An 18,171-nucleotide genomic window follows, 5' to 3' on the forward strand; every position below is an offset into this window, starting at 1 on the left:
GAGTTACACATGCTAACACAAGCTGAATTTATCGCAAATACAAAAACACTAGAAGAGACTTGCTCCATTCATGGTATCCAGTTAATACAACTTGATAGAGTTGTTAAAATCGCTGGGGAAGATAAACCACGGAAACCGTCTCCGTTTTGTCCTAAATGTGCCCAGGAGCAGATAGACAAACAGGAACAGGAAGAGGTAGAAAAGCACTTAAACGCTAGTATCTATCAGAAAAGCTATAATGTGCTTATGCGTGACAGTACAATCCCAGAAGACTTAAAAGCGGCAACTTTTGATAATTTCATTATTGAGACACCAGAGGAGAAACAGCTGTTAGATTTTGTAAAAAATCAAACTCAAAAATATCTTGCTGGCATGAATGGAAATACTTTGCTAACAGGTACTACAGGGGTTGGAAAAACTCATTTAGCTATTTCTCTTGCCAAAGAGCTAAACGAGGCGTATAGAGCCAATGGAGAGCCTAAAAGTGTATTGTTTATTAACCTTACCGAGATTCTACGAGAAATCCGAGAGAGTTTTAAGTTTACCAGCAAAGAGGGGTATTATTCACGGATGCTGAAGGAGGTTGATTATTTGATTTTGGATGATTTAGGAGTCAAACTTGGTAACTCATCGGGTCAATCAAAGTCAGCATGGGAGGAAGAGTTTGTTTTTGATGTGCTTAGTCATCGAAAAAATACTATCATCACAACCAATTTAAGCAATGACGAAATAGCAAACCTTTATAGCGAACGTGTCGCAAGTCGTGTCCGCACAGGATTAGAGGAGAACTATTTTAAAATATTTAGTATCAAAGATAAGCGGTACTCAATCAATAAGCTAAAGAGTAGTATGTGATAATGGACTAACTTACAAACTTAAACAAAAATAGACACTTTTCATGGGGTGAGAAATTGCCCCAATTTATAAGAAATTGCCATGCTTTCCACGACCATATAAACTAAGCATGGCAAACTAATCAATTTGAAAAATCAGCCATAGGGTACACAAAAAGGGTAGTATTTTAGCATACATCCCCTAAAAACGTAGTGAAATCAATAGACTAGGGATATTCAGATTATAATAAAATCAAATAAAGGAGAAAAAGATGACTGATAAAACCGATAATAAATTATTACAAATGATGGAGAATGGCTTTGTTTTATTCTTAAAAAATGGTATAATTAACTATGTTGAAATTCCTGAACATGGAGCGATCAAGCTAAAAGCTCAAGAAAGCAAAATTGTTTGGAAAGAAGTTACAACATCAAACAAAGTATAATACTGACTTGAATAAACAAGAGGTATGACATACAGATTTTATTAGTCTGTTTGTTGTACCTCTTTTTATTGTCATAACAATAAGGAGGATAACATGACACTAACAACAATTAAGAATGACATCAAGGCATTTGGAAAGAAAAAATTAGAATATATGCGTGGTTATATCGCTATGCAGGAGGATTTTCAAGATAAGTTACAAAAACAATTGATCGGGAAAGTGTATGCAGAGCAAGAACTTTTGAAATATAAAAAAGAGGGTGAAAACTATTCCCAAAATACTGCTCAGCTATTGTATCAGCAACTAGAAAAAGAGAAAAACGCTGAACTAGCAATCCATAAATCAAAAGAAGAGCCTATTACAGCAGATGATGCAGCTGAACTAAGTTTGTTATCTAGTATTAAATTAACAACAGCAGAGATGCAAGAATACCTTGAAAAGTATAAGAATAAACCTTTAGCCCTAAGAAAATTAGAGGATATTGTGGCGAACGATACTACTCTTGCTTATATAGAAATTGACATGGAGCAATTCAATCAACAACAACGCCTTGAAAAGTTAGTGCATTTCCTTAATAGAAAAATTGATTATTTCCATGGCGGTTTACTTATTAACGGAGATAAGATTGATTTAGTGCAGCATGAAATGATTGTTGAGGGCAGTTTAGAGGCAATGGATAAAGAATTGCAGAACTATCTATCGTAAGAAATAAAGGGGAAACCCTTTATTTTGAAAATAAGGAGGTATCAGATGGCAGGAAATGAAAATGATAGCCTTACAACTAAACAAGTGAAGTTTATTGATGCCATGCTTACTGAACCAACGATAGAAAAAGCATGCGAAAAAGCAGGGATAGCTAGGGCAACAGGACATAAGTATCTGAATATTGCAGCTGTTAGAAAGACATTGAGGATAAAGCAAGATGAGATGATGGATAAAACAACTCAAATGCTATACCTAGCATCGTCTAATGCTGTTTCTGTACTCAATGATATTATGATGGATAGCAAAGTTAATCCATTCATCAGAACTCAAGCCGCAAAGGCTATACTTGAACAATCGTACAAGACCCATGAAATTTTTGGAGTTGTAAGGCAGATTGAAGAATTGAGGTTAGAAATTGAGGAAGTATCTAAAGGAAATTAAAGAGTTACGAGAACTCAAGGAGTTATTAAGTAATAGAAATATGCCAGAGTTTATTATTGTTGAGGGAAACAATGACCTAGGAGAATTTTTCCAAATTGATGGCGAGCTATTTAGTGATAGTGAACTTTTAGAAAACCTTAAAAAATGGCATGAGTGGGAAGTGCCGGTTATTATTGATGATGATGCTAACCGTATGTTAAGTGAGGATGAAACAGAAATACTATACTTTCCCACTCATGAGGATATGATGGACTATATTAGAGTGAACAAAGGCTTAGAACCTTTGTATCATACGCCGAACAAGCCCTATACAATAATTTCTAAAAGTGAATGGTTAGAATTGTTAGATTGGTGATTTGGGAGGTAGAAATGACTAAGAAGAAAATAGAGCGTATTTCTGTAATACATAGAGAGAAGATTTTATGGCTTAAGTGGTATTTCATGCGAGATAAAGAACAGCCTAAGTATAGTGTTCTTGAGCGAAAAATGTTTGATGCTGCTAAAAATCAAGATATGCTAGCTTATCAAAAATACGCAACTATTAAGCAGATCACAGATATTAGGGTACAGACAAGCCCAGAGGATATACTAGAGACTGTAAAAGAGGTTTATGTATATAATCGTATGAATGTTATTGGAGCTTGTCAGAGGATACTATTTCTTACTCAATCAACAGCATATACTAAGCTTAATAAGTGGTTTGATACCTATTCGGATTTGTATTTTAGTATTGTACCGCTGCCTAATATCGGGGTATATCATGAGATGGTAGGCAACTAGTAGATCGTGTGGTATAATGTTCTAAAGCACAAGGAGTAGTATATAGGGATTACGCCTTGATGGAGGAGATTCCGGTTCGAATCCGGGCTATTGTGCTAGCATCTAGGAAACTAGATGCGTTTTTTGTTTTAATAACTTAAAAGTATTTACAAATAATAACTTTTAGGTTATAATAGTTTTTAGAAAGAGGTGCTAATAGTGCATAATATCTATTTTTATAAGGATAAGAATGGGAATGAGCCTGTTTTAGATTATATGCGAGAGCTTGCCAGTAAAAAAGGGAAAGATAGTAGAATTAAGCTCAATAAAATCAATGATTATATTGAGTTACTAAGCCAGAATGGAACACGCGCAGGCGAACCCTATATTAAGCATTTAGATGCTGAAATTTGGGAACTAAGACCACTTAGAGATAGAATTTTATTTGTGGCTTGGATTGATGGTAGCTTTGTTTTACTGCATCATTTTATGAAAAAGACACAGAAAACACCTAAAAGAGAGATTGATCAAGCTAAACGTGAGCTAGCAGATTTGAAAGAAAGAGGTTTAGATAATGAAAAATAATGCTATTGGTAGTAACTGGAAAGATGTAAGAGCTGAATTATTCAGCAAAGAAGAAATTTTGGAAAGTGATATGCGCGTGGCTATCATGAGCGAGCTTATCGAGGCTAGAAATGAAAAGGGCATTAGCCAGAAGAAACTAGAGGAGATGAGTGGTGTTAGTCAACCTGTTATCGCTAGGATGGAAACAGGAAAGACAAGCCCACAGCTTGATACAGTGCTAAAAGTATTGGCTAGTTTGGGTAAGACTTTAGCTGTTGTACCCATAGAGGGCGAACAGGTAAGCTAGATTTATTACAGGAGGTAGAATATGACGGCTGAAATTAGTATATTAAACAAACATGGCATCGTCCTAGCGGCTGATAGTGCAGTAACTGTTAGTTTTGGACAGGGGCAAGCAAAGACATATAACGCAGTAAATAAACTATTTTCACTTGGTGGACATCATGATATAGGGATTATGATTTATGGAAATGCTGAGTTTATGGATATACCTTGGGAAATTATTATCAAGGAATTTAGAAAAGAGTATTGTAATAAAATATTTGTTAGCTTGGAAGATTGCTCTATAGCTTTCCTTGAATTTCTTAAGAATGAAAAATTCAAAAATGATGCTATTTCACAGCGAATGATCCAATCTGTAATTTTATCATTACTACAGAAATTACTGGATATTTCAAGTAAAAAACTCAATGATATACAGGCAGACAATCCAGAAGTCCCAATTTCTTCAGAAAAAATAATTGAAATTATTTCGGAAATTGTTATTGAAAACCTTAATACAGATAATGATATTATATTATTAGAAAATCTTGATAAAGAAACTTTTCACTCAGACTTCTCAGAATATTGTAAAGGGATATTACGAGAGAATGTTTACTTGGCAGACGAGTATTTACAAAAAATAACGGATATCTTTATAGAATTGTCATACCAGATTGTCGTTTCTAAAAATAGTTTTGATTCGATTTCTGGGATAGTTATAGGTGGATATGGTAGTGAAGAATTATTCCCTTCCTTGGTATCATATGAAATAAGTTATGCATTTAGAGATGAAATAAAAATAGAGAAGACTAATAGTAATAATGTAGATCTTCTAAACAGTGATGCCTCGATAGTCCCATTTGCCCAGTCAGACATGATTTCAACTATCTTGACAGGCATGGATCCTTTTATGAATGAAGTAGTAAGTCAGTCAATTATCGGTCTAGACAATTTATCAGAAGATGAGAAATATAATATAATTAATCAAATTAGTGAACAGCAGAAACAACAATTTATAAATCCGATTTTAGGTGTCGTAAGAACGTTAGCGTTACCAGAGTTAGCGAATATGGCTGAAACGTTAGTAAACTTAACATCTTTTAAACGTCATATAACAGATTCACTTGAAACGGTAGGGGGACCAGTTGATGTCTTGGTGATATCCAAAGGAGATGGGCCAATTTGGATTAATAGGAAAGAATATTTTGACATCTCTAAAAATTTGGAGTATTCTAATAGGAAAAGGAGGTAGATTTTCATGTCACTAATTTTTCAAACTTATTTTAAATCTCAAGAAACTAAACATAGTCAAACTGAAAGTCTAAAATTACAGAATTCTCCTATTCTAAAATTGAGTCAAAAAGATATTGACTTAACGATTAAAGATGTATATAATGAAATTTTAAAATTAGATAAGCGCAAATAAAAAGTAAAATATGTAAAAAATAGCACCTAATAGGGTGCTATTTTCTTGCCTGCTGAACTCATAATTTAATACCTTTTTTACTACCCCTTTAGTATATTGTATTTGTTTGTACTTTAAATTTTAGAGTTAAACGGGTAAAAAGTAGGTTAGTAATTTAGCATATTTTATTGAACTGTTTGATATTGGGATAACTTGAAAAAATAAAACAGTCTGGGAGACTGTTTTATCCCCGAGCACTATAGCGAGGGATAAGTGAAACTCCCTAGGTTTTCCTAGGGAGTTTTTTGCGTTGCTATTAATAAAATGCTATCCTAAAAAGAAATGATACTAGTGTAAGTGTTCGCATTTTGAATGTAAATGGAGAGTGAAATGATTGAATGGCTATTTTTTGATTTGGGGTCTACTCTTTTAGATGAGGAAGTAGCTTATCGCTATTATATAAAGAGGTGCGTGAAGAAGTTACAGTTGCTTGGCATAGAGGTTTCTGCACCATCTTACCGTGAGAAAATGAAAAACTTTGCACAACAAAATCTAGATCCAATTCGTTCGACTTGGCAATATTTTGCACCGACCGAACCACGCCCTTTATGGACAAATGAGGGTGTGAGCTTGTATCCTGAAACAATAGATGTTCTAGAAAAATTATCTCAAAACTATAGATTGGGGATTGTTGCTAATCAATCTAGTGCTGCTAGAGAATTATTGAAAGAGTGGGGGCTGGACTTGTATTTTCAGGTTATTATTCTCTCTGAAGAAGTTGGTATAGGCAAACCAGAAATAAGAATCTTCAAGCTAGCTTTGGAGGAGGCAGGCATTCCAGCAGATAAGGCTGTCTATGTCGGAGATAGATATGAAAATGATATTCTCCCTGCTAAATCCTTGGGAATGCGAACGGTACGAATACTGACAGGTTTCGGGAAGTACACAAGAGAAAACGATGGATGGAAGAGCGATTATGTAGTTTCTTCATTGCAAGAGCTACTAGCGATTTTTTAAAGCAAATAGAAAACTAGACTGAGTCTTTGTATTCTTGAGCATAAAATGATGTAATGCTGCTAAAACTGAAGATATGCTTCTGTCAAACTGATAGTGCAAGCAAGCGAGGATGATATTTTTGAGGCTATCAAAGAGGTTTATGTGTTCAATCACATGAATGTTATTGGAGCTTGTCAGCGGCTATTACTTATTAGCCAATCATCAGCTTATGACAAGTTGAACAAGTGGTTTAATACCTATTCTGATTTGTATTTTAGCGTTGTTCCCTTGCCTAACATGGAAGTATATCATGGGTTAGTGAGCATCTACACAAATTGTGTGATATAATGCTTTCAAGCACGAGGAGTAGCATATAGGGATTACACCTTGATGGAGGAGATTCCGGCTCGAATCTGGGCTATTGTGCTAGCATCTAGGAAACTAGGTGCTTTTTATTATTTTGAAAATTGACAAATGTACTAAAATGTGTTACAATGTGACACAAAGAAACGAGGTCAGTAACGTGAGTACAGTAACAATCAGATTAAACCAAGAGGAAGAAACATTTTTCAAAAGCTATGCTCAATTAACAGGTCAAAGTCTTTCTAGCCTTTTCAAAAAAGCTTTAGAGCGTGATATTGAAGATGAGTACGATTTAAAAATCTATCATCAAGCCTATGCTGAATACAAAGCAGACCCAGAGACAATTAGCCATGCTGATTTTAAGAAAGAGCTAGGCTTGTAAGATGTATCATATAGAATATTCTAAAAAGGCTCAAAAGCAGATTAAGAAACTAGATAGGCAGATACAGCGATTGTTATTTGCTTGGATTGATAAGCACTTAGAGGGGATAGATGACCCACGAGCCCACGGTAAAGGGTTAACAGAAAACCCTACAAATGAATGGCGTTATCGTATTGGTGCTTATAGGCTTATTTGTGATATTCAAGATGATAAGATGGTTATTTTGGCTATTGAATTTGGACATCGCAAAGATATTTATTAAATTGATAATAGCACCCGTTAAGGTGCTGTTTTTCATAGTCCGCAAGATTGTGTTATCCCCGAGCACTATAGCGAGGGATAAGTGAAACTCCCTAGGTTTTCCTAGGGAGTTTTTTGTGCGTCAACAGTTCATCAGATATTCGCTAAAAACACTTTCTTAGGCCGTGTTGAAATCATTTTAACAGAGAATACCAATCAACGTTTTCATAGGATGACATAGGTGCCCATTTTTTCAAAAAATAACGAATAATAAGATAGAAAGGAGTGGTTAGAAGATGAATTGGTTTAAATACCTGAAATACATTAGCATTATGCTTTAACAGTGAAACACTATTAAAAATAATCATGAAAAGGGGAAGAAAGATGGCTCAATTTGAAACAATGGACAATCTAAATCGGAATGTTGAAGTTCTGTCAGAGAGAGAATTGATGGAAATAGAAGGTGGAGCTATCCCTCTCATTGGAGGGATAGCAGTCTGGAAGGTAGGAGTAGCTGTTGTGGGTGGCGTAGTAACCTTATTTGGAGGCGGAGCAGCCTTAGGATACTATGCTAATCGTCCTTAAGGGGTTGGAACAAGGATGTGATTGCTATGGAATTACTCAAAGAGAAGAAAATGATTATTATCATTGTGCTTATTATACTACGTATTGGCTTATCCATCTTGCAAATTACTAGAGACTTTAAAGTCTTAAAGATAGATTCTGATGTCAATTTCATGGACATATCAAATAGTTTAAGTTTTCTAGTGATTGCTGCAATTAGTTATGTTGCAATTAGTGCTTATTTAAAGGGGAATTAATGATGAAAGAACATATGAAACACTATAACTTACTATCAGCAGATGAATTAGTAGCTATTAACGGAGGATTTAGATTGGCAGAAGGTGTCGCCATTGCAGGCATTTTAAATGCAGCTGTTGGCATCTTTAATGCCGGTTATAAGTTTGGAGCTGACCTTGCTAAGCGCCGTCGCTAATAGTTTACAAAGATAATTAAAAAAGCTGATGTCAGCTTTTTTAATTTGTCTCAGTTTGAAAAAGTCTTTTCGTTCCTTTGTTAGTTGTATCGACCATATTATCTTTAGGGGGTTCAAAACTCCTGGAGGGATCACGACTGGTCGTTAGGCTCTTTATCAGGGGAAAAGTATCTGACGGAGCTTGTAAAATCTGTAGCCACATCTTAAGTTAGTAGAGCTTTTGAGTTTGCTTAAGTGGAAAATAATGTTTGTCTAGTTTGTTTAATCATCATAAAGGATACCTTGGTGTGACAGATATAGGCAAATAGTATCTTTATTGGCAAAATATGGTATAATAGCAATACTATATTATTTTTTAGGAGTAATTTCATGGAAGACCCTGGTAGTCAGGACTTGTTGATACAATTTCTTTTGTTGCTTATTCTAACCTTTCTCAATGCTTTTTTCTCGGCATCAGAGATGGCTTTAGTGTCTCTAAATCGTTCACGTGTGGAGCAGAAAGCTGAGGATGGGGATAAAAAGTATATTCGTCTGCTGAAGGTTTTAGAAAATCCAAATAATTTCTTATCCACCATTCAGGTGGGCATCACCTTTATTTCTCTGTTACAAGGGGCCAGTTTATCTGCATCACTTGGTGCAGTCATCTCTGAATGGCTTAATCACATCCAATATGCAGAGACGATTGGTTCAGTTGCCTCTTTGATTTTTCTGACTTACATCTCCATTGTTCTAGGAGAATTGTATCCTAAGCGCATTGCGATGAATTTAAAGGAAAACTTAGCGGTGGTTTCTGCACCGATTATCTTATTTTTAGGGAAAATTGTTAGCCCATTTGTCTGGCTTTTATCTGCTTCGACGAATCTTCTCAGTCGCATCACCCCGATGGAATTTGACGATGCCGATGAACAGATGACTAGAGACGAGATTGAGTATATGCTAACACGAAATGATACCAGCCTTGATGCAGACGAAATTGAAATGCTACAAGGTGTCTTTTCTTTAGATGATATGGTAGCTCGTGAGGTCATGGTGCCACGTACGGATGCCTTTATGGTTGATATCAATGCTGATTTAAAAGAAAGCATTCAAGATATTCTCAGGCAAAATTTCTCACGCATACCCGTTTATGATGGCGATAAAGATAAGGTTATTGGCTTGATTCACATCAAGACCTTACTAAGCGCTGCTTTTGAACAAGGTTTTGAAAACATTAACTTTCGTCGCATCATGCAAGAGCCACTTTTTGTTCCTGAAACAGTCTTTATTGATGATCTCTTGACAGCCTTTCGTAGTAGTCAGAAGCAAATGGCTATTTTGCTAGATGAGTATGGTGGGGTATCGGGTCTTGTTACCTTAGAAGATTTACTGGAAGAGATTGTTGGTGAAATCGAAGATGAAACGGATAAGTCAGAAGTTTTTGTTCGAGAAATTGCTGAAAATACCTACATCGTTCAGGGAAATATGACAATTAACGACTTCAATGAGCATTTTGAAACAGAACTAGAAAGCGATGATGTCGATACGATTGCAGGTTTTTACCTTACGGGTGTCGGAGCCATTCCTAGTCAAGACGAAAAAGAAATCTATGAGCTTGATAATGCCGATAAACATTTAATGTTGATTAATGATAAGGTAAAACACGGTCGTGTGACCAAACTCAAAGTAGTTATAACTGACTTGGAAATTTTAGAAGAAAATGAATAAAGAACGTCCCTAGGCTTTGTGCCAGGGACGTTCTTTATTCTAAGTTAAGTTTGTACCTTATGATGGTATGGGTAGCAATATAAGCAACAATGATAATCATAATGGTTGTGATTAAGTTTGCCATGAGAAGACTAGTTCCTGTCAATTGAGAGGATAATAGAAGTCCTATCAAGGTTGTTAGGATAAAGAGTCCGCCATAGCTAACAAACCCCATCAAAACACGGTAATTATTTGAAAGTTGACCGAGTGCTATGGCTAGATAGATGAGAAGCACAGCACTGACATTGGTTAGGATGGCATTCACATGAAATACTGTGGTCCAAAATGGTGTTACCTGAGTAATCACTTCCGAATAGAAGGATTGAAGCATCGCTGAGAAGGTAGACCAACCGCTAACAGGGATGACAAAGGCAAAAATAACGATAGCGAAGATGCAATAGGTTGCAATATAGAGTAGAAAAGCAACTAAGAGTTTCGACAATATGATGTGATGTGTGGAAACTGGGAGCGTCATGGTCAAGTAGCCTTGTCGGCTAAAAACACTTTGGTAAAAACGACGGATAATAATGGCATAGGAGGCGAGGGTAAGTGTCATGATGAGCCCCGCAAGAATAATCAGAGATAGAATCATCATAATATCACTAGATGATAAGGCCTGTCCAGTGGAGTAGGCGATATCGTAACTAGAAGAGTTTTCTACAGCTGAAGTAATCAGAGATTTTAATTGATTTCCTGTAAGGATAGCAATCAGTGTGGTGACCACAAGAAGTCCGAGATACCATTTACTGATGGATTTAAATTCATACTTTAATAACTTTCCAAACATGTTAGTCTCCTATGCTCTAAAATGTTCTCTAAAAAGGGAATCGATAGATTTACCATGTTCAAAGCGTAAATCATCTGCATTTCCTTGGAGGGTAATTTTCCCTTCATGTAGAAACAGCACCTCATCAAGAATGGGCTCAACATCAGTAATCAAATGGGTAGAAATAATGACAGAAGCCTCTTCGGAGTAATTGTTGATAATAGTGCGAAGGATATAGTCTCTGGCAGCAGGATCGACACCAGCGATAGGCTCGTCAAGGACATAAAGTTTAGCCCTGCGGCTCATCACTAAAATCAACTGAACCTTTTCCTTGTTCCCTTTTGAAAGGGTTTTGATACGCTTGCTTGGTTCAATAGCTAAATCAGCTAACAGTTTTTCAGCGCGTTCACGATCAAAATCAGCATAAAAATCTTGGAAAAATTTGAGGGTTGCAGTAATTGTCATGTTTTCATTCAGATAAGTGGTATCTGGTAGGTAAGAGACAATTTTTTTGCTATCAATGGAAGGGCGGAAACCGTCTATAACAACCTCACCAGAATCAGGCTGCAAAAGACCGCTGATGAGTTTAATCAAGGTGGTTTTACCGCTACCATTTGGCCCTAAGAGTCCTATGATTTTACCTGCGGGAAGATTGAACGTCACATCATCCAAAGCCGTCTGTTGGCCATAGGACTTGATCACGTGATGTAGTTTTAGAATGTCAGTCATTTACAGGGTCTCCTTTAAAAAACGGGTTAATTCGGGAATGATATCATCACGGTTAAATCCGATTTTTAGCATATTATTGACAAAGTTATCAAGTTCGAGTTGAGCAACTTCGAGGCGCTTTTCGGCAATAAGTTCAGCGTCTTGTGTTACAAAACGACCAGCCGTGCGTTGTGAATAGACCATGCCCTCACGTTCTAATTCGATAAAGGCGCGTTGCATGGTATTAGGGTTAACCCCTGCTTCTTCGGCGTAGTCACGAACTGTGGGAAGCTGATCGCCACTTTTAATGTGATTGCTGACAATCTGCATTTTGATATGCTGAGCAATCTGGGCATAGATGGGAGACTTTTCGTCAAATTTCCAAGCCATGGTTAAAATACCAAGAGGTATCAGATGGTGTTTGCCCATCTGAAGCAAGAGGATAAAGCCAAAAGGCAGGTTATTCTCTTGGTAGTACTCAATTCCTTTCTATTATGATAAATGATTAAATTGGATAGTCAATTTTTGTACTATAATTATAATACGGAAAAAGCTCTCGCTTGTCAAATATTTTTCCTTGACATTAAGACCAGATAAGGGATAAAGGGCTGTTACTTTTAGTCATAGAGTCTTTATAGTATAATAGGTGTAAAACCAGAGGAGGTTGGCATGTTTATTCCCTTAGATACCAAGACCGTTTATACTTTTTTGGATAGTTTAATTGACATTCCAACCTATATTAATCGTGCCAAGGAACTTGGCTATACCCATCTAGGCATTATGGATAAAGACAGCCTCTATGGCGCTTATACTTTTATCCAAGAGGCTAAAAAAGCAGGATTAGTGCCGATTTTAGGGCTAGATTTATCCACTATTGTAGCCGGAGAAGAAATCCGCCTCAAACTGATTGCTAAGAACACGGCAGGCTATCACAGTCTCTTGAAACTATCAAGTCAACGCATGCTAGGAGAGAAAGATTGGTCGGTTTTACAAGAGTCTCTTGATGGTGTCATCCTCATCTTACCTGAGCATTTTTTAACCTATGGTGATAAACTTGGTGTGGACTATTTAATAGGTGTCTATGCCAATAGCCCGCAGATGCCGTATGAAAAAGCCTTGATACCTCTGCATACGGTTCGTTATTTTGACAATGAAGACCGAGAAACCTTACAGGTGCTTCGTGCGATTAGGGACAATGTCGCTCTAACAGAGGTTCAACCGCCAGAGGCCAACCAGTTTCTCATGCCAGTAGATACTATGACCAAAGTCTTCTCGGAACGATTTCCTGGTGCTTTGGAAACACTGACTGATCTACTTGAAGGGGTTTTCTATGATTTTGACACCAACCTAAAACTTCCGCGTTTTAACCGCAATAAGCCTGCGGTGGAGGAGCTTCGTGAGCGAGCAGAAGCTGGACTTTTGGCCAAAGAACTGACAGCATCTGTGTATCAAGAACGTTTAGATAAAGAGCTGTCCATCATCCACAAAATGGGTTTTGATGATTACTTTTTGATTGTTTGGGACTTGCTGAGATTTGGGCGCAGTCAAGGCTATTATATGGGTATGGGGCGCGGTTCGGCAGCAGGTAGTTTGGTTGCTTTTGCTTTAAATATCACAGGCATTGATCCAGTAGCTAATAACCTTCTCTTTGAACGCTTTCTTAATGAAGAACGTTACTCGATGCCTGATATTGACATTGACTTGCCAGATATTTATCGGAGTGAATTTCTACACTACGTTCGTGATCGTTATGGAAGCCAACATTCTGCACAGATTGTGACTTTTTCAACCTTTGGAGCTAAGCAAGCTATTCGAGATGTCCTAAAACGTTTTGGGGTACCAGAATATGAACTAGCCACTATTTCTAAGAAAATTGGTTTTAGAGATAGTTTAACTTCTGTCTATGAGAAAAGCATGAGTTTTAGACAAGTCATCAATAGCAAGGCTGAATATGCTAAAGCTTTTGCCATTGCCAAAAAAATTGAAGGGCAACCACGTCAGACCTCTATCCATGCTGCAGGGATTGTCATGAGTGACGATGATTTGACGGATCATGTTCCCCTAAAAATGGGAGAGGACATGTTAATTACCCAGTTTGATGCACCTAGTATTGAGGCTAACGGTCTTCTCAAAATGGATTTTTTAGGCTTACGTAATCTGACTTTTGTTCAGAAAATGCAAGAGAAGGTTGCAGATAGATATGATAAGGTCATCGATATTGCAGCAATAGATTTAGAGGATCCGCAGACCTTGAAACTTTTTGCGGCAGGTCGCACCAAAGGGATTTTCCAATTTGAGCAGCCAGGAGCGATAGCACTATTGAGACGGGTTAAGCCAGAGAGATTTGAGGAAGTTGTTGCTACGACAAGTCTTAATCGTCCGGGTGCTAGTGATTATATTGATAATTTTATTAAGCGGAAATTTGGTCAGGAAGCGATCGATTTAATTGACCCAATTGTGGCTCCTATTTTAGAACCTACCTATGGTATTATGCTCTATCAGGAGCAAGTCATGCAGATTGCACAAGTTTTTGCTGGTTTTACCCTCGGTAAAGCTGACTTGTTACGTCGAGCCATGTCTAAAAAGGACAAGACCGAGATGCAAGGCATGGCATCTGATTTCCTAGAAGGGGCAAGGGCTTTAGGAAGGTCAGAAGCGGTTGCTCGTGACCTCTTTGAGCGTATGGCTAAGTTTGCAGGTTATGGCTTTAATCGAAGCCATGCCTATGCCTACTCAGCTCTGGCTTTTCAATTGGCTTATTTCAAAGTTCATTATCCTGAAATCTTCTATGATGTGATGCTTAATGATTCTAGCAGTGACTATATTGTAGATGCTATTCAAGGGGGATTCACTCTGGGTAAAATGGGGCTAAACACAGTCCCTTACCACGATAAAGTATCACATAAAGAAATTACCCTTGGGCTAAAGACGGTCAAAGGTCTTTCACGTGACTTGGCTCTTTGGGTCATTGAGCATCGTCCATATCAAAGTATTGAGGATTTTTTAGAGAAATTACCAGGAAAATATCAGAAAGTAGCGCTTTTAACGCCTCTGATTCACATTGGTCTTTTTGATGATTTTGAACCTAATCGCCGAAAGGTTGAACATAATTTGGAGCACCTCTTTACCTTTGTCAATGAACTAGGGAGCTTATTTGCAGATTCGTCTTACCTGTGGCTTGAGGTGGATGATTATAGTTTGTCTGAAAAATATCGTATGGAACAGGAGCTTCTGGGCGTTGGCCTAAGCCCTCATCCGCTGACTAAATTAGAACAAGAGTTGAAGGGGCAATTTACGCCAATCGACCAATTGGTGGCAGAAAAAGAGGTGACACTTCTAGCACAAATTGATACTGTGCGAACCATCCGAACGAAAAGCAAAGGACAGCAAATGGCTTTTTTAACCGTGAGTGACACCCAAAGAAAACTTGATATCACCCTCTTTCCTGAAACCTTTACCAAATGGCAGAGCTTCCTATCAGAAGGAGTGATTTACTTGTTTAAAGGGCGAACCCAGCTAAGAGATGGTAAGCTCCAGATGGTCTTGAACAGCCTGCTAGAACCTCATCTTGAAAGATGTTGGTTGCAACTTGAGAATCATGCTTTTGATAAGGACATTTCAGCAGTGCTTGCTAAGCATCCCGGTGATTTGCCTGTTGTGCTCCACTATGTAGACACTAAAGAAACCATACAAGTGGAGGAATACCGTGTCGAAAAAACAGCTGCATTGGTTGAGGCCTTATCATCTTATGTTATGAAAACGGTTTTTCGATAATTTCTGCTCTCAATTTAGAGCAAAAAAAAAACAATTGTGATATAATAGGGAAGTTAGAAATATAAAAGGAGAAAACCAAAAAATGAAGCGTATTGCTGTTTTGACCAGTGGTGGTGATGCCCCTGGTATGAACGCTGCTGTTCGTGCAGTTGTTCGGAAAGCACTTTATGAAGGCATGGAAGTTTATGGTATCAATCGTGGCTATGCCGGTATGGTTGCTGGTGACATCGTCAAGTTTGAAACCAAAGATGTGACTGGTATCATGTCAAAAGGTGGGACATTCCTACGTTCAGCTCGTTACCCTGAATTTGCCCAATTGGAAGGCCAATTAAAAGGGATTGAGCAATTGAAAAAACTTGGTATTGAAGGTGTGGTCGTTATCGGTGGTGACGGCTCATACCACGGTGCTATGCGTTTAACCGAGCACGGATTCCCAGCGATTGGTGTTCCTGGAACAATTGATAATGATATCGTTGGTACAGACTACACAATTGGGTTTGATACAGCTGTTAGCACAGCGGTTGACGCAATCGACAAAATCACGGATACTTCCTACAGTCACAAACGTACCTTTGTTGTAGAAGTTATGGGACGCCATGCCGGAGATATTGCTGTCTGGGCAGGTCTTGCGACAGGTGCAGATCAAATTATCATTCCAGAGGAAGAGTTTGACATCAAGGAAGTTGTCAGACGCAATATGGACGGTTATGAAAATCGTGGTAAGAGTCATGCCATTATCGTTCTGGCAGAAGGCGTGATGTCTGCTGATGAATTTGTTGCCAAGATGAAAGAAGCTGGCGATACAAGTGATTTACGAGCGGCTAATTTAGGACATATCCAACGTGGTGGTAGTCCAACACCGCGTGACCGCGTTCTAGCATCATGGATGGGAGCGCACGCTGTTTCTCTTCTTAAAGAAGGCAGAGGTGGTTTAGCGGTTGGTATTGAAAACGAGAAATTGGTGGAATATCCAATTCTTGGAACAGCAGCAGAAAAAGCGCTGTTTAGCCTCGGAGAAGACGGCAAAATTATTGTCAACACCCCACACAAAGCTCGACTTGATCTTGCTCAACTTAGCCGTGAATTGCGTCGCTAAGTCTTTAACAAAATAATTAGGAGTATGTATAACATGAATAAACGCGTAAAAATCGTTGCAACACTTGGTCCTGCGGTAGAATTCCGTGGCGGAAAAAAATTCGGTGACTCTGGTTACTGGGGTGAAAGCCTTGATGTCGAAGCTTCAGCACAAAAAATTGCTGAACTCATCAAAGAAGGTGCTAACGTTTTCCGTTTCAACTTCTCGCACGGTGATCACGCAGAGCAAGGTGCTCGTATGGCTACAGTACGTCGCGCTGAAGAAATTGCAGGGCAAAAAGTAGGTTTCCTTCTTGATACTAAAGGTCCAGAAATCCGTACAGAATTGTTCGAGTCTGGTGAAGGTGAGTACTCATACAAAACGGGTGAAGTGATTCGCGTTGCGACTAAACAAGGAATCAAATCAACTCGCGATGTGATTGCTTTGAACGTTGCGGGCGCACTTGATGTTTTTGATGACGTTGAAATTGGTAAACAAGTTCTTATCGATGATGGTAAACTTGGTCTTAAAGTTATCGAAAAAGATGCAGCAAAACGTGAATTTGTTGTCGAAGTTGAAAACGACGGCGTTATCGCAAAACAAAAAGGTGTTAACATCCCTTACACTAAAATTCCTTTCCCAGCGCTTGCTGAGCGTGATGATGCGGATATCCGTTTCGGTCTTGAGCAAGGACTTAACTTTATCGCGATTTCATTTGTACGTACAGCACAAGATGTTGAGTCAGTCCGTGCGATCCTTAAAGAAACTGGTAATGAGCACGTTCAACTCTTCTCAAAAATCGAAAACCAACAAGGTATCGACAACATTGATGAAATCATCGAAGCTTCAGACGGTATCATGATTGCTCGTGGTGACATGGGTATCGAAGTACCATTTGAAATGGTTCCAGTTTACCAAAAAATGATTATCACTAAAGTGAATGCGGCTGGTAAAGCTGTTATCACAGCGACAAACATGCTTGAAACCATGACTGATAAGCCACGTGCGACACGTTCAGAAATCTCCGACGTCTTCAACGCTGTTATCGATGGTACAGATGCGACAATGCTTTCAGGGGAATCTGCAAATGGTAAGTACCCAGTTGAGTCAGTTCGCACTATGGCAACAACAAGCAAAAACGCTCAAACACTGCTTAATGAGTATGGCCGTCTTAATTCAGACAAATTTGAGCGTAACGGTAAAACAGATGTTGTGGCTTCTGCTGTTAAAGATGCGACACGTTCAATGGACATTAAATTGATTGTTGCATTGACAGAATCAGGTAACACAGCACGTCTTATTTCAAAATACCGTCCAGATGCAGACATCTTGGCAGTTACTTTTGATGAGAAAACACAAAAATCATTGATGATTAACTGGGGTGTTATTCCAGTTGTAACAGAAAAACCAGCTTCAACAGATGATATGTTTGAAGTAGCTGAAAAAGCTGCTATTGCATCAGGTCTCGTTGAATCAGGCGATAACATTGTTATCGTTGCTGGTGTTCCAGTTGGTTCAGGTGGAACAAATACTATGCGCATCCGCACAGTGAAATAATCCTTATGACACTAAGATACCGCTAGATAGACCTAGCGGTATTTTGGCTCATTGTCAACTGTAGTGGGTGACTTATAACTAAGCACGAGAGAGAATCAAATTGGTTCTCTCTCTTTGCATGTTCAAAGCGATGAG

At 38.2% G+C, this 18,171-nt stretch carries 23 protein-coding genes and 1 pseudogene; 21 read left to right on the forward strand and 3 right to left on the reverse strand.

Going from position 1 to position 18,171, the window contains the following annotated elements:
• Nucleotides 1–9: 9 nt before the first annotated feature.
• The 18 genes and pseudogenes from G575_RS0104835 (at nt 10) to G575_RS0104915 (ending at nt 10,117) form a co-directional block, all read left to right on the forward strand.
• Nucleotides 10–855 (forward strand): ATP-binding protein, encoded by an 846-nt coding sequence (locus G575_RS0104835; RefSeq protein WP_027971716.1) that lies wholly within the window; start codon nt 10–12, stop codon nt 853–855.
• 250 nt (nt 856–1,105) lie between these two features.
• The gene (locus G575_RS12280; RefSeq protein ID WP_169365898.1) at nt 1,106–1,279 is read left to right on the forward strand and encodes a hypothetical protein; all 174 of its coding nucleotides are present in this window, start codon (nt 1,106–1,108) and stop codon (nt 1,277–1,279) included.
• A 93-nt stretch (nt 1,280–1,372) separates the two neighbouring features.
• Nucleotides 1,373–1,984, forward strand: a complete 612-nt coding sequence (locus G575_RS0104845; protein ID WP_027971717.1) for a hypothetical protein — start codon at nt 1,373–1,375, stop codon at nt 1,982–1,984.
• Nucleotides 1,985–2,029: 45 nt separating this feature from the next.
• Nucleotides 2,030–2,425: a hypothetical protein gene (locus G575_RS0104850; RefSeq protein WP_027971718.1), complete on the forward strand. Its 396-nt coding sequence runs from the start codon at nt 2,030–2,032 to the stop codon at nt 2,423–2,425.
• Nucleotides 2,426–2,465: 40 nt separating this feature from the next.
• On the forward strand, nt 2,466–2,780 hold the full coding sequence (locus G575_RS0104855) for a hypothetical protein (RefSeq protein WP_027971719.1): 315 nt from the start codon (nt 2,466–2,468) through the stop codon (nt 2,778–2,780).
• Nucleotides 2,781–2,794: 14 nt separating this feature from the next.
• Nucleotides 2,795–3,205 carry a hypothetical protein gene (locus G575_RS0104860; protein WP_027971720.1) on the forward strand — a complete coding sequence of 137 codons (411 nt, stop codon included), beginning with the start codon at nt 2,795–2,797 and terminating at the stop codon, nt 3,203–3,205.
• 198 nt (nt 3,206–3,403) lie between these two features.
• Nucleotides 3,404–3,769, forward strand: coding sequence for a type II toxin-antitoxin system RelE/ParE family toxin (locus G575_RS0104865; RefSeq protein ID WP_027971721.1), 366 nt, complete (start codon nt 3,404–3,406; stop codon nt 3,767–3,769).
• Nucleotides 3,759–4,055 (forward strand): helix-turn-helix domain-containing protein, encoded by a 297-nt coding sequence (locus tag G575_RS0104870; RefSeq protein ID WP_027971722.1) that lies wholly within the window; start codon nt 3,759–3,761, stop codon nt 4,053–4,055. Before G575_RS0104865 ends, G575_RS0104870 begins: the two co-directional genes overlap by 11 nt.
• A 21-nt stretch (nt 4,056–4,076) precedes the next feature.
• Nucleotides 4,077–5,282: a hypothetical protein gene (locus tag G575_RS0104875; RefSeq protein ID WP_027971723.1), complete on the forward strand. Its 1,206-nt coding sequence runs from the start codon at nt 4,077–4,079 to the stop codon at nt 5,280–5,282.
• A 6-nt stretch (nt 5,283–5,288) separates the two neighbouring features.
• Nucleotides 5,289–5,456 carry a hypothetical protein gene (locus tag G575_RS12285; protein WP_165626014.1) on the forward strand — a complete coding sequence of 56 codons (168 nt, stop codon included), beginning with the start codon at nt 5,289–5,291 and terminating at the stop codon, nt 5,454–5,456.
• A gap of 369 nt (nt 5,457–5,825) precedes the next feature.
• Nucleotides 5,826–6,452, forward strand: coding sequence for an HAD family hydrolase (locus G575_RS0104885; protein ID WP_027971724.1), 627 nt, complete (start codon nt 5,826–5,828; stop codon nt 6,450–6,452).
• A 90-nt stretch (nt 6,453–6,542) separates the two neighbouring features.
• Nucleotides 6,543–6,779: pseudogene (locus G575_RS12440) on the forward strand (hypothetical protein); the annotation flags it as partial.
• A 175-nt stretch (nt 6,780–6,954) separates the two neighbouring features.
• On the forward strand, nt 6,955–7,176 hold the full coding sequence (relB, locus tag G575_RS0104890) for a type II toxin-antitoxin system RelB family antitoxin (protein WP_027971725.1): 222 nt from the start codon (nt 6,955–6,957) through the stop codon (nt 7,174–7,176).
• Nucleotide 7,177: 1 nt separating this feature from the next.
• Complete coding sequence (locus G575_RS0104895) at nt 7,178–7,438, forward strand: type II toxin-antitoxin system RelE family toxin (protein WP_027971726.1); 261 nt, start codon at nt 7,178–7,180, stop codon at nt 7,436–7,438.
• A gap of 362 nt (nt 7,439–7,800) precedes the next feature.
• Nucleotides 7,801–8,001, forward strand: coding sequence for a class IIb bacteriocin, lactobin A/cerein 7B family (locus G575_RS0104900; RefSeq protein ID WP_245562370.1), 201 nt, complete (start codon nt 7,801–7,803; stop codon nt 7,999–8,001).
• A gap of 26 nt (nt 8,002–8,027) precedes the next feature.
• Nucleotides 8,028–8,237, forward strand: a complete 210-nt coding sequence (locus G575_RS0104905; RefSeq protein WP_027971728.1) for a hypothetical protein — start codon at nt 8,028–8,030, stop codon at nt 8,235–8,237.
• Nucleotides 8,237–8,413, forward strand: coding sequence for a class IIb bacteriocin, lactobin A/cerein 7B family (locus G575_RS0104910; RefSeq protein WP_245562371.1), 177 nt, complete (start codon nt 8,237–8,239; stop codon nt 8,411–8,413). The genes G575_RS0104905 and G575_RS0104910 overlap by 1 nt, the downstream gene beginning before the upstream one ends.
• A 369-nt stretch (nt 8,414–8,782) precedes the next feature.
• Nucleotides 8,783–10,117 (forward strand): hemolysin family protein, encoded by a 1,335-nt coding sequence (locus G575_RS0104915; protein ID WP_027971730.1) that lies wholly within the window; start codon nt 8,783–8,785, stop codon nt 10,115–10,117.
• A 34-nt stretch (nt 10,118–10,151) separates the two neighbouring features.
• On the opposite strand, the gene G575_RS0104920 is transcribed toward G575_RS0104915, so the two are convergent.
• Genes G575_RS0104920 through G575_RS0104930 form a run of 3 tightly spaced genes read right to left on the reverse strand, consistent with a single transcriptional unit; the run spans nt 10,152 to nt 12,020 of the window.
• Nucleotides 10,152–10,943 (reverse strand): hypothetical protein, encoded by a 792-nt coding sequence (locus tag G575_RS0104920; protein ID WP_027971731.1) that lies wholly within the window; start codon nt 10,941–10,943, stop codon nt 10,152–10,154.
• A 9-nt stretch (nt 10,944–10,952) separates the two neighbouring features.
• Entirely contained in the window at nt 10,953–11,651 is a 699-nt protein-coding gene (locus G575_RS0104925; RefSeq protein ID WP_027971732.1) for an ABC transporter ATP-binding protein, read from the reverse strand.
• Nucleotides 11,652–12,020, reverse strand: a complete 369-nt coding sequence (locus G575_RS0104930) for a GntR family transcriptional regulator (RefSeq protein WP_027971733.1) — start codon at nt 12,018–12,020, stop codon at nt 11,652–11,654.
• A gap of 279 nt (nt 12,021–12,299) precedes the next feature.
• Between G575_RS0104930 and G575_RS0104935 the strand changes: the two genes are divergently transcribed.
• The 3 genes from G575_RS0104935 (at nt 12,300) to pyk (ending at nt 18,036) form a co-directional block, all read left to right on the forward strand.
• Nucleotides 12,300–15,404 carry a DNA polymerase III subunit alpha gene (locus G575_RS0104935; RefSeq protein ID WP_027971734.1) on the forward strand — a complete coding sequence of 1,035 codons (3,105 nt, stop codon included), beginning with the start codon at nt 12,300–12,302 and terminating at the stop codon, nt 15,402–15,404.
• 82 nt (nt 15,405–15,486) lie between these two features.
• Nucleotides 15,487–16,500: a 6-phosphofructokinase gene (gene pfkA, locus G575_RS0104940; RefSeq protein ID WP_027971735.1), complete on the forward strand. Its 1,014-nt coding sequence runs from the start codon at nt 15,487–15,489 to the stop codon at nt 16,498–16,500.
• 33 nt (nt 16,501–16,533) lie between these two features.
• On the forward strand, nt 16,534–18,036 hold the full coding sequence (pyk, locus tag G575_RS0104945; RefSeq protein WP_027971736.1) for a pyruvate kinase: 1,503 nt from the start codon (nt 16,534–16,536) through the stop codon (nt 18,034–18,036).
• Nucleotides 18,037–18,171 lie beyond the last annotated feature (135 nt).

This window comes from Streptococcus plurextorum DSM 22810 (assembly GCF_000423745.1).
GTDB lineage: Bacteria > Bacillota > Bacilli > Lactobacillales > Streptococcaceae > Streptococcus > Streptococcus plurextorum.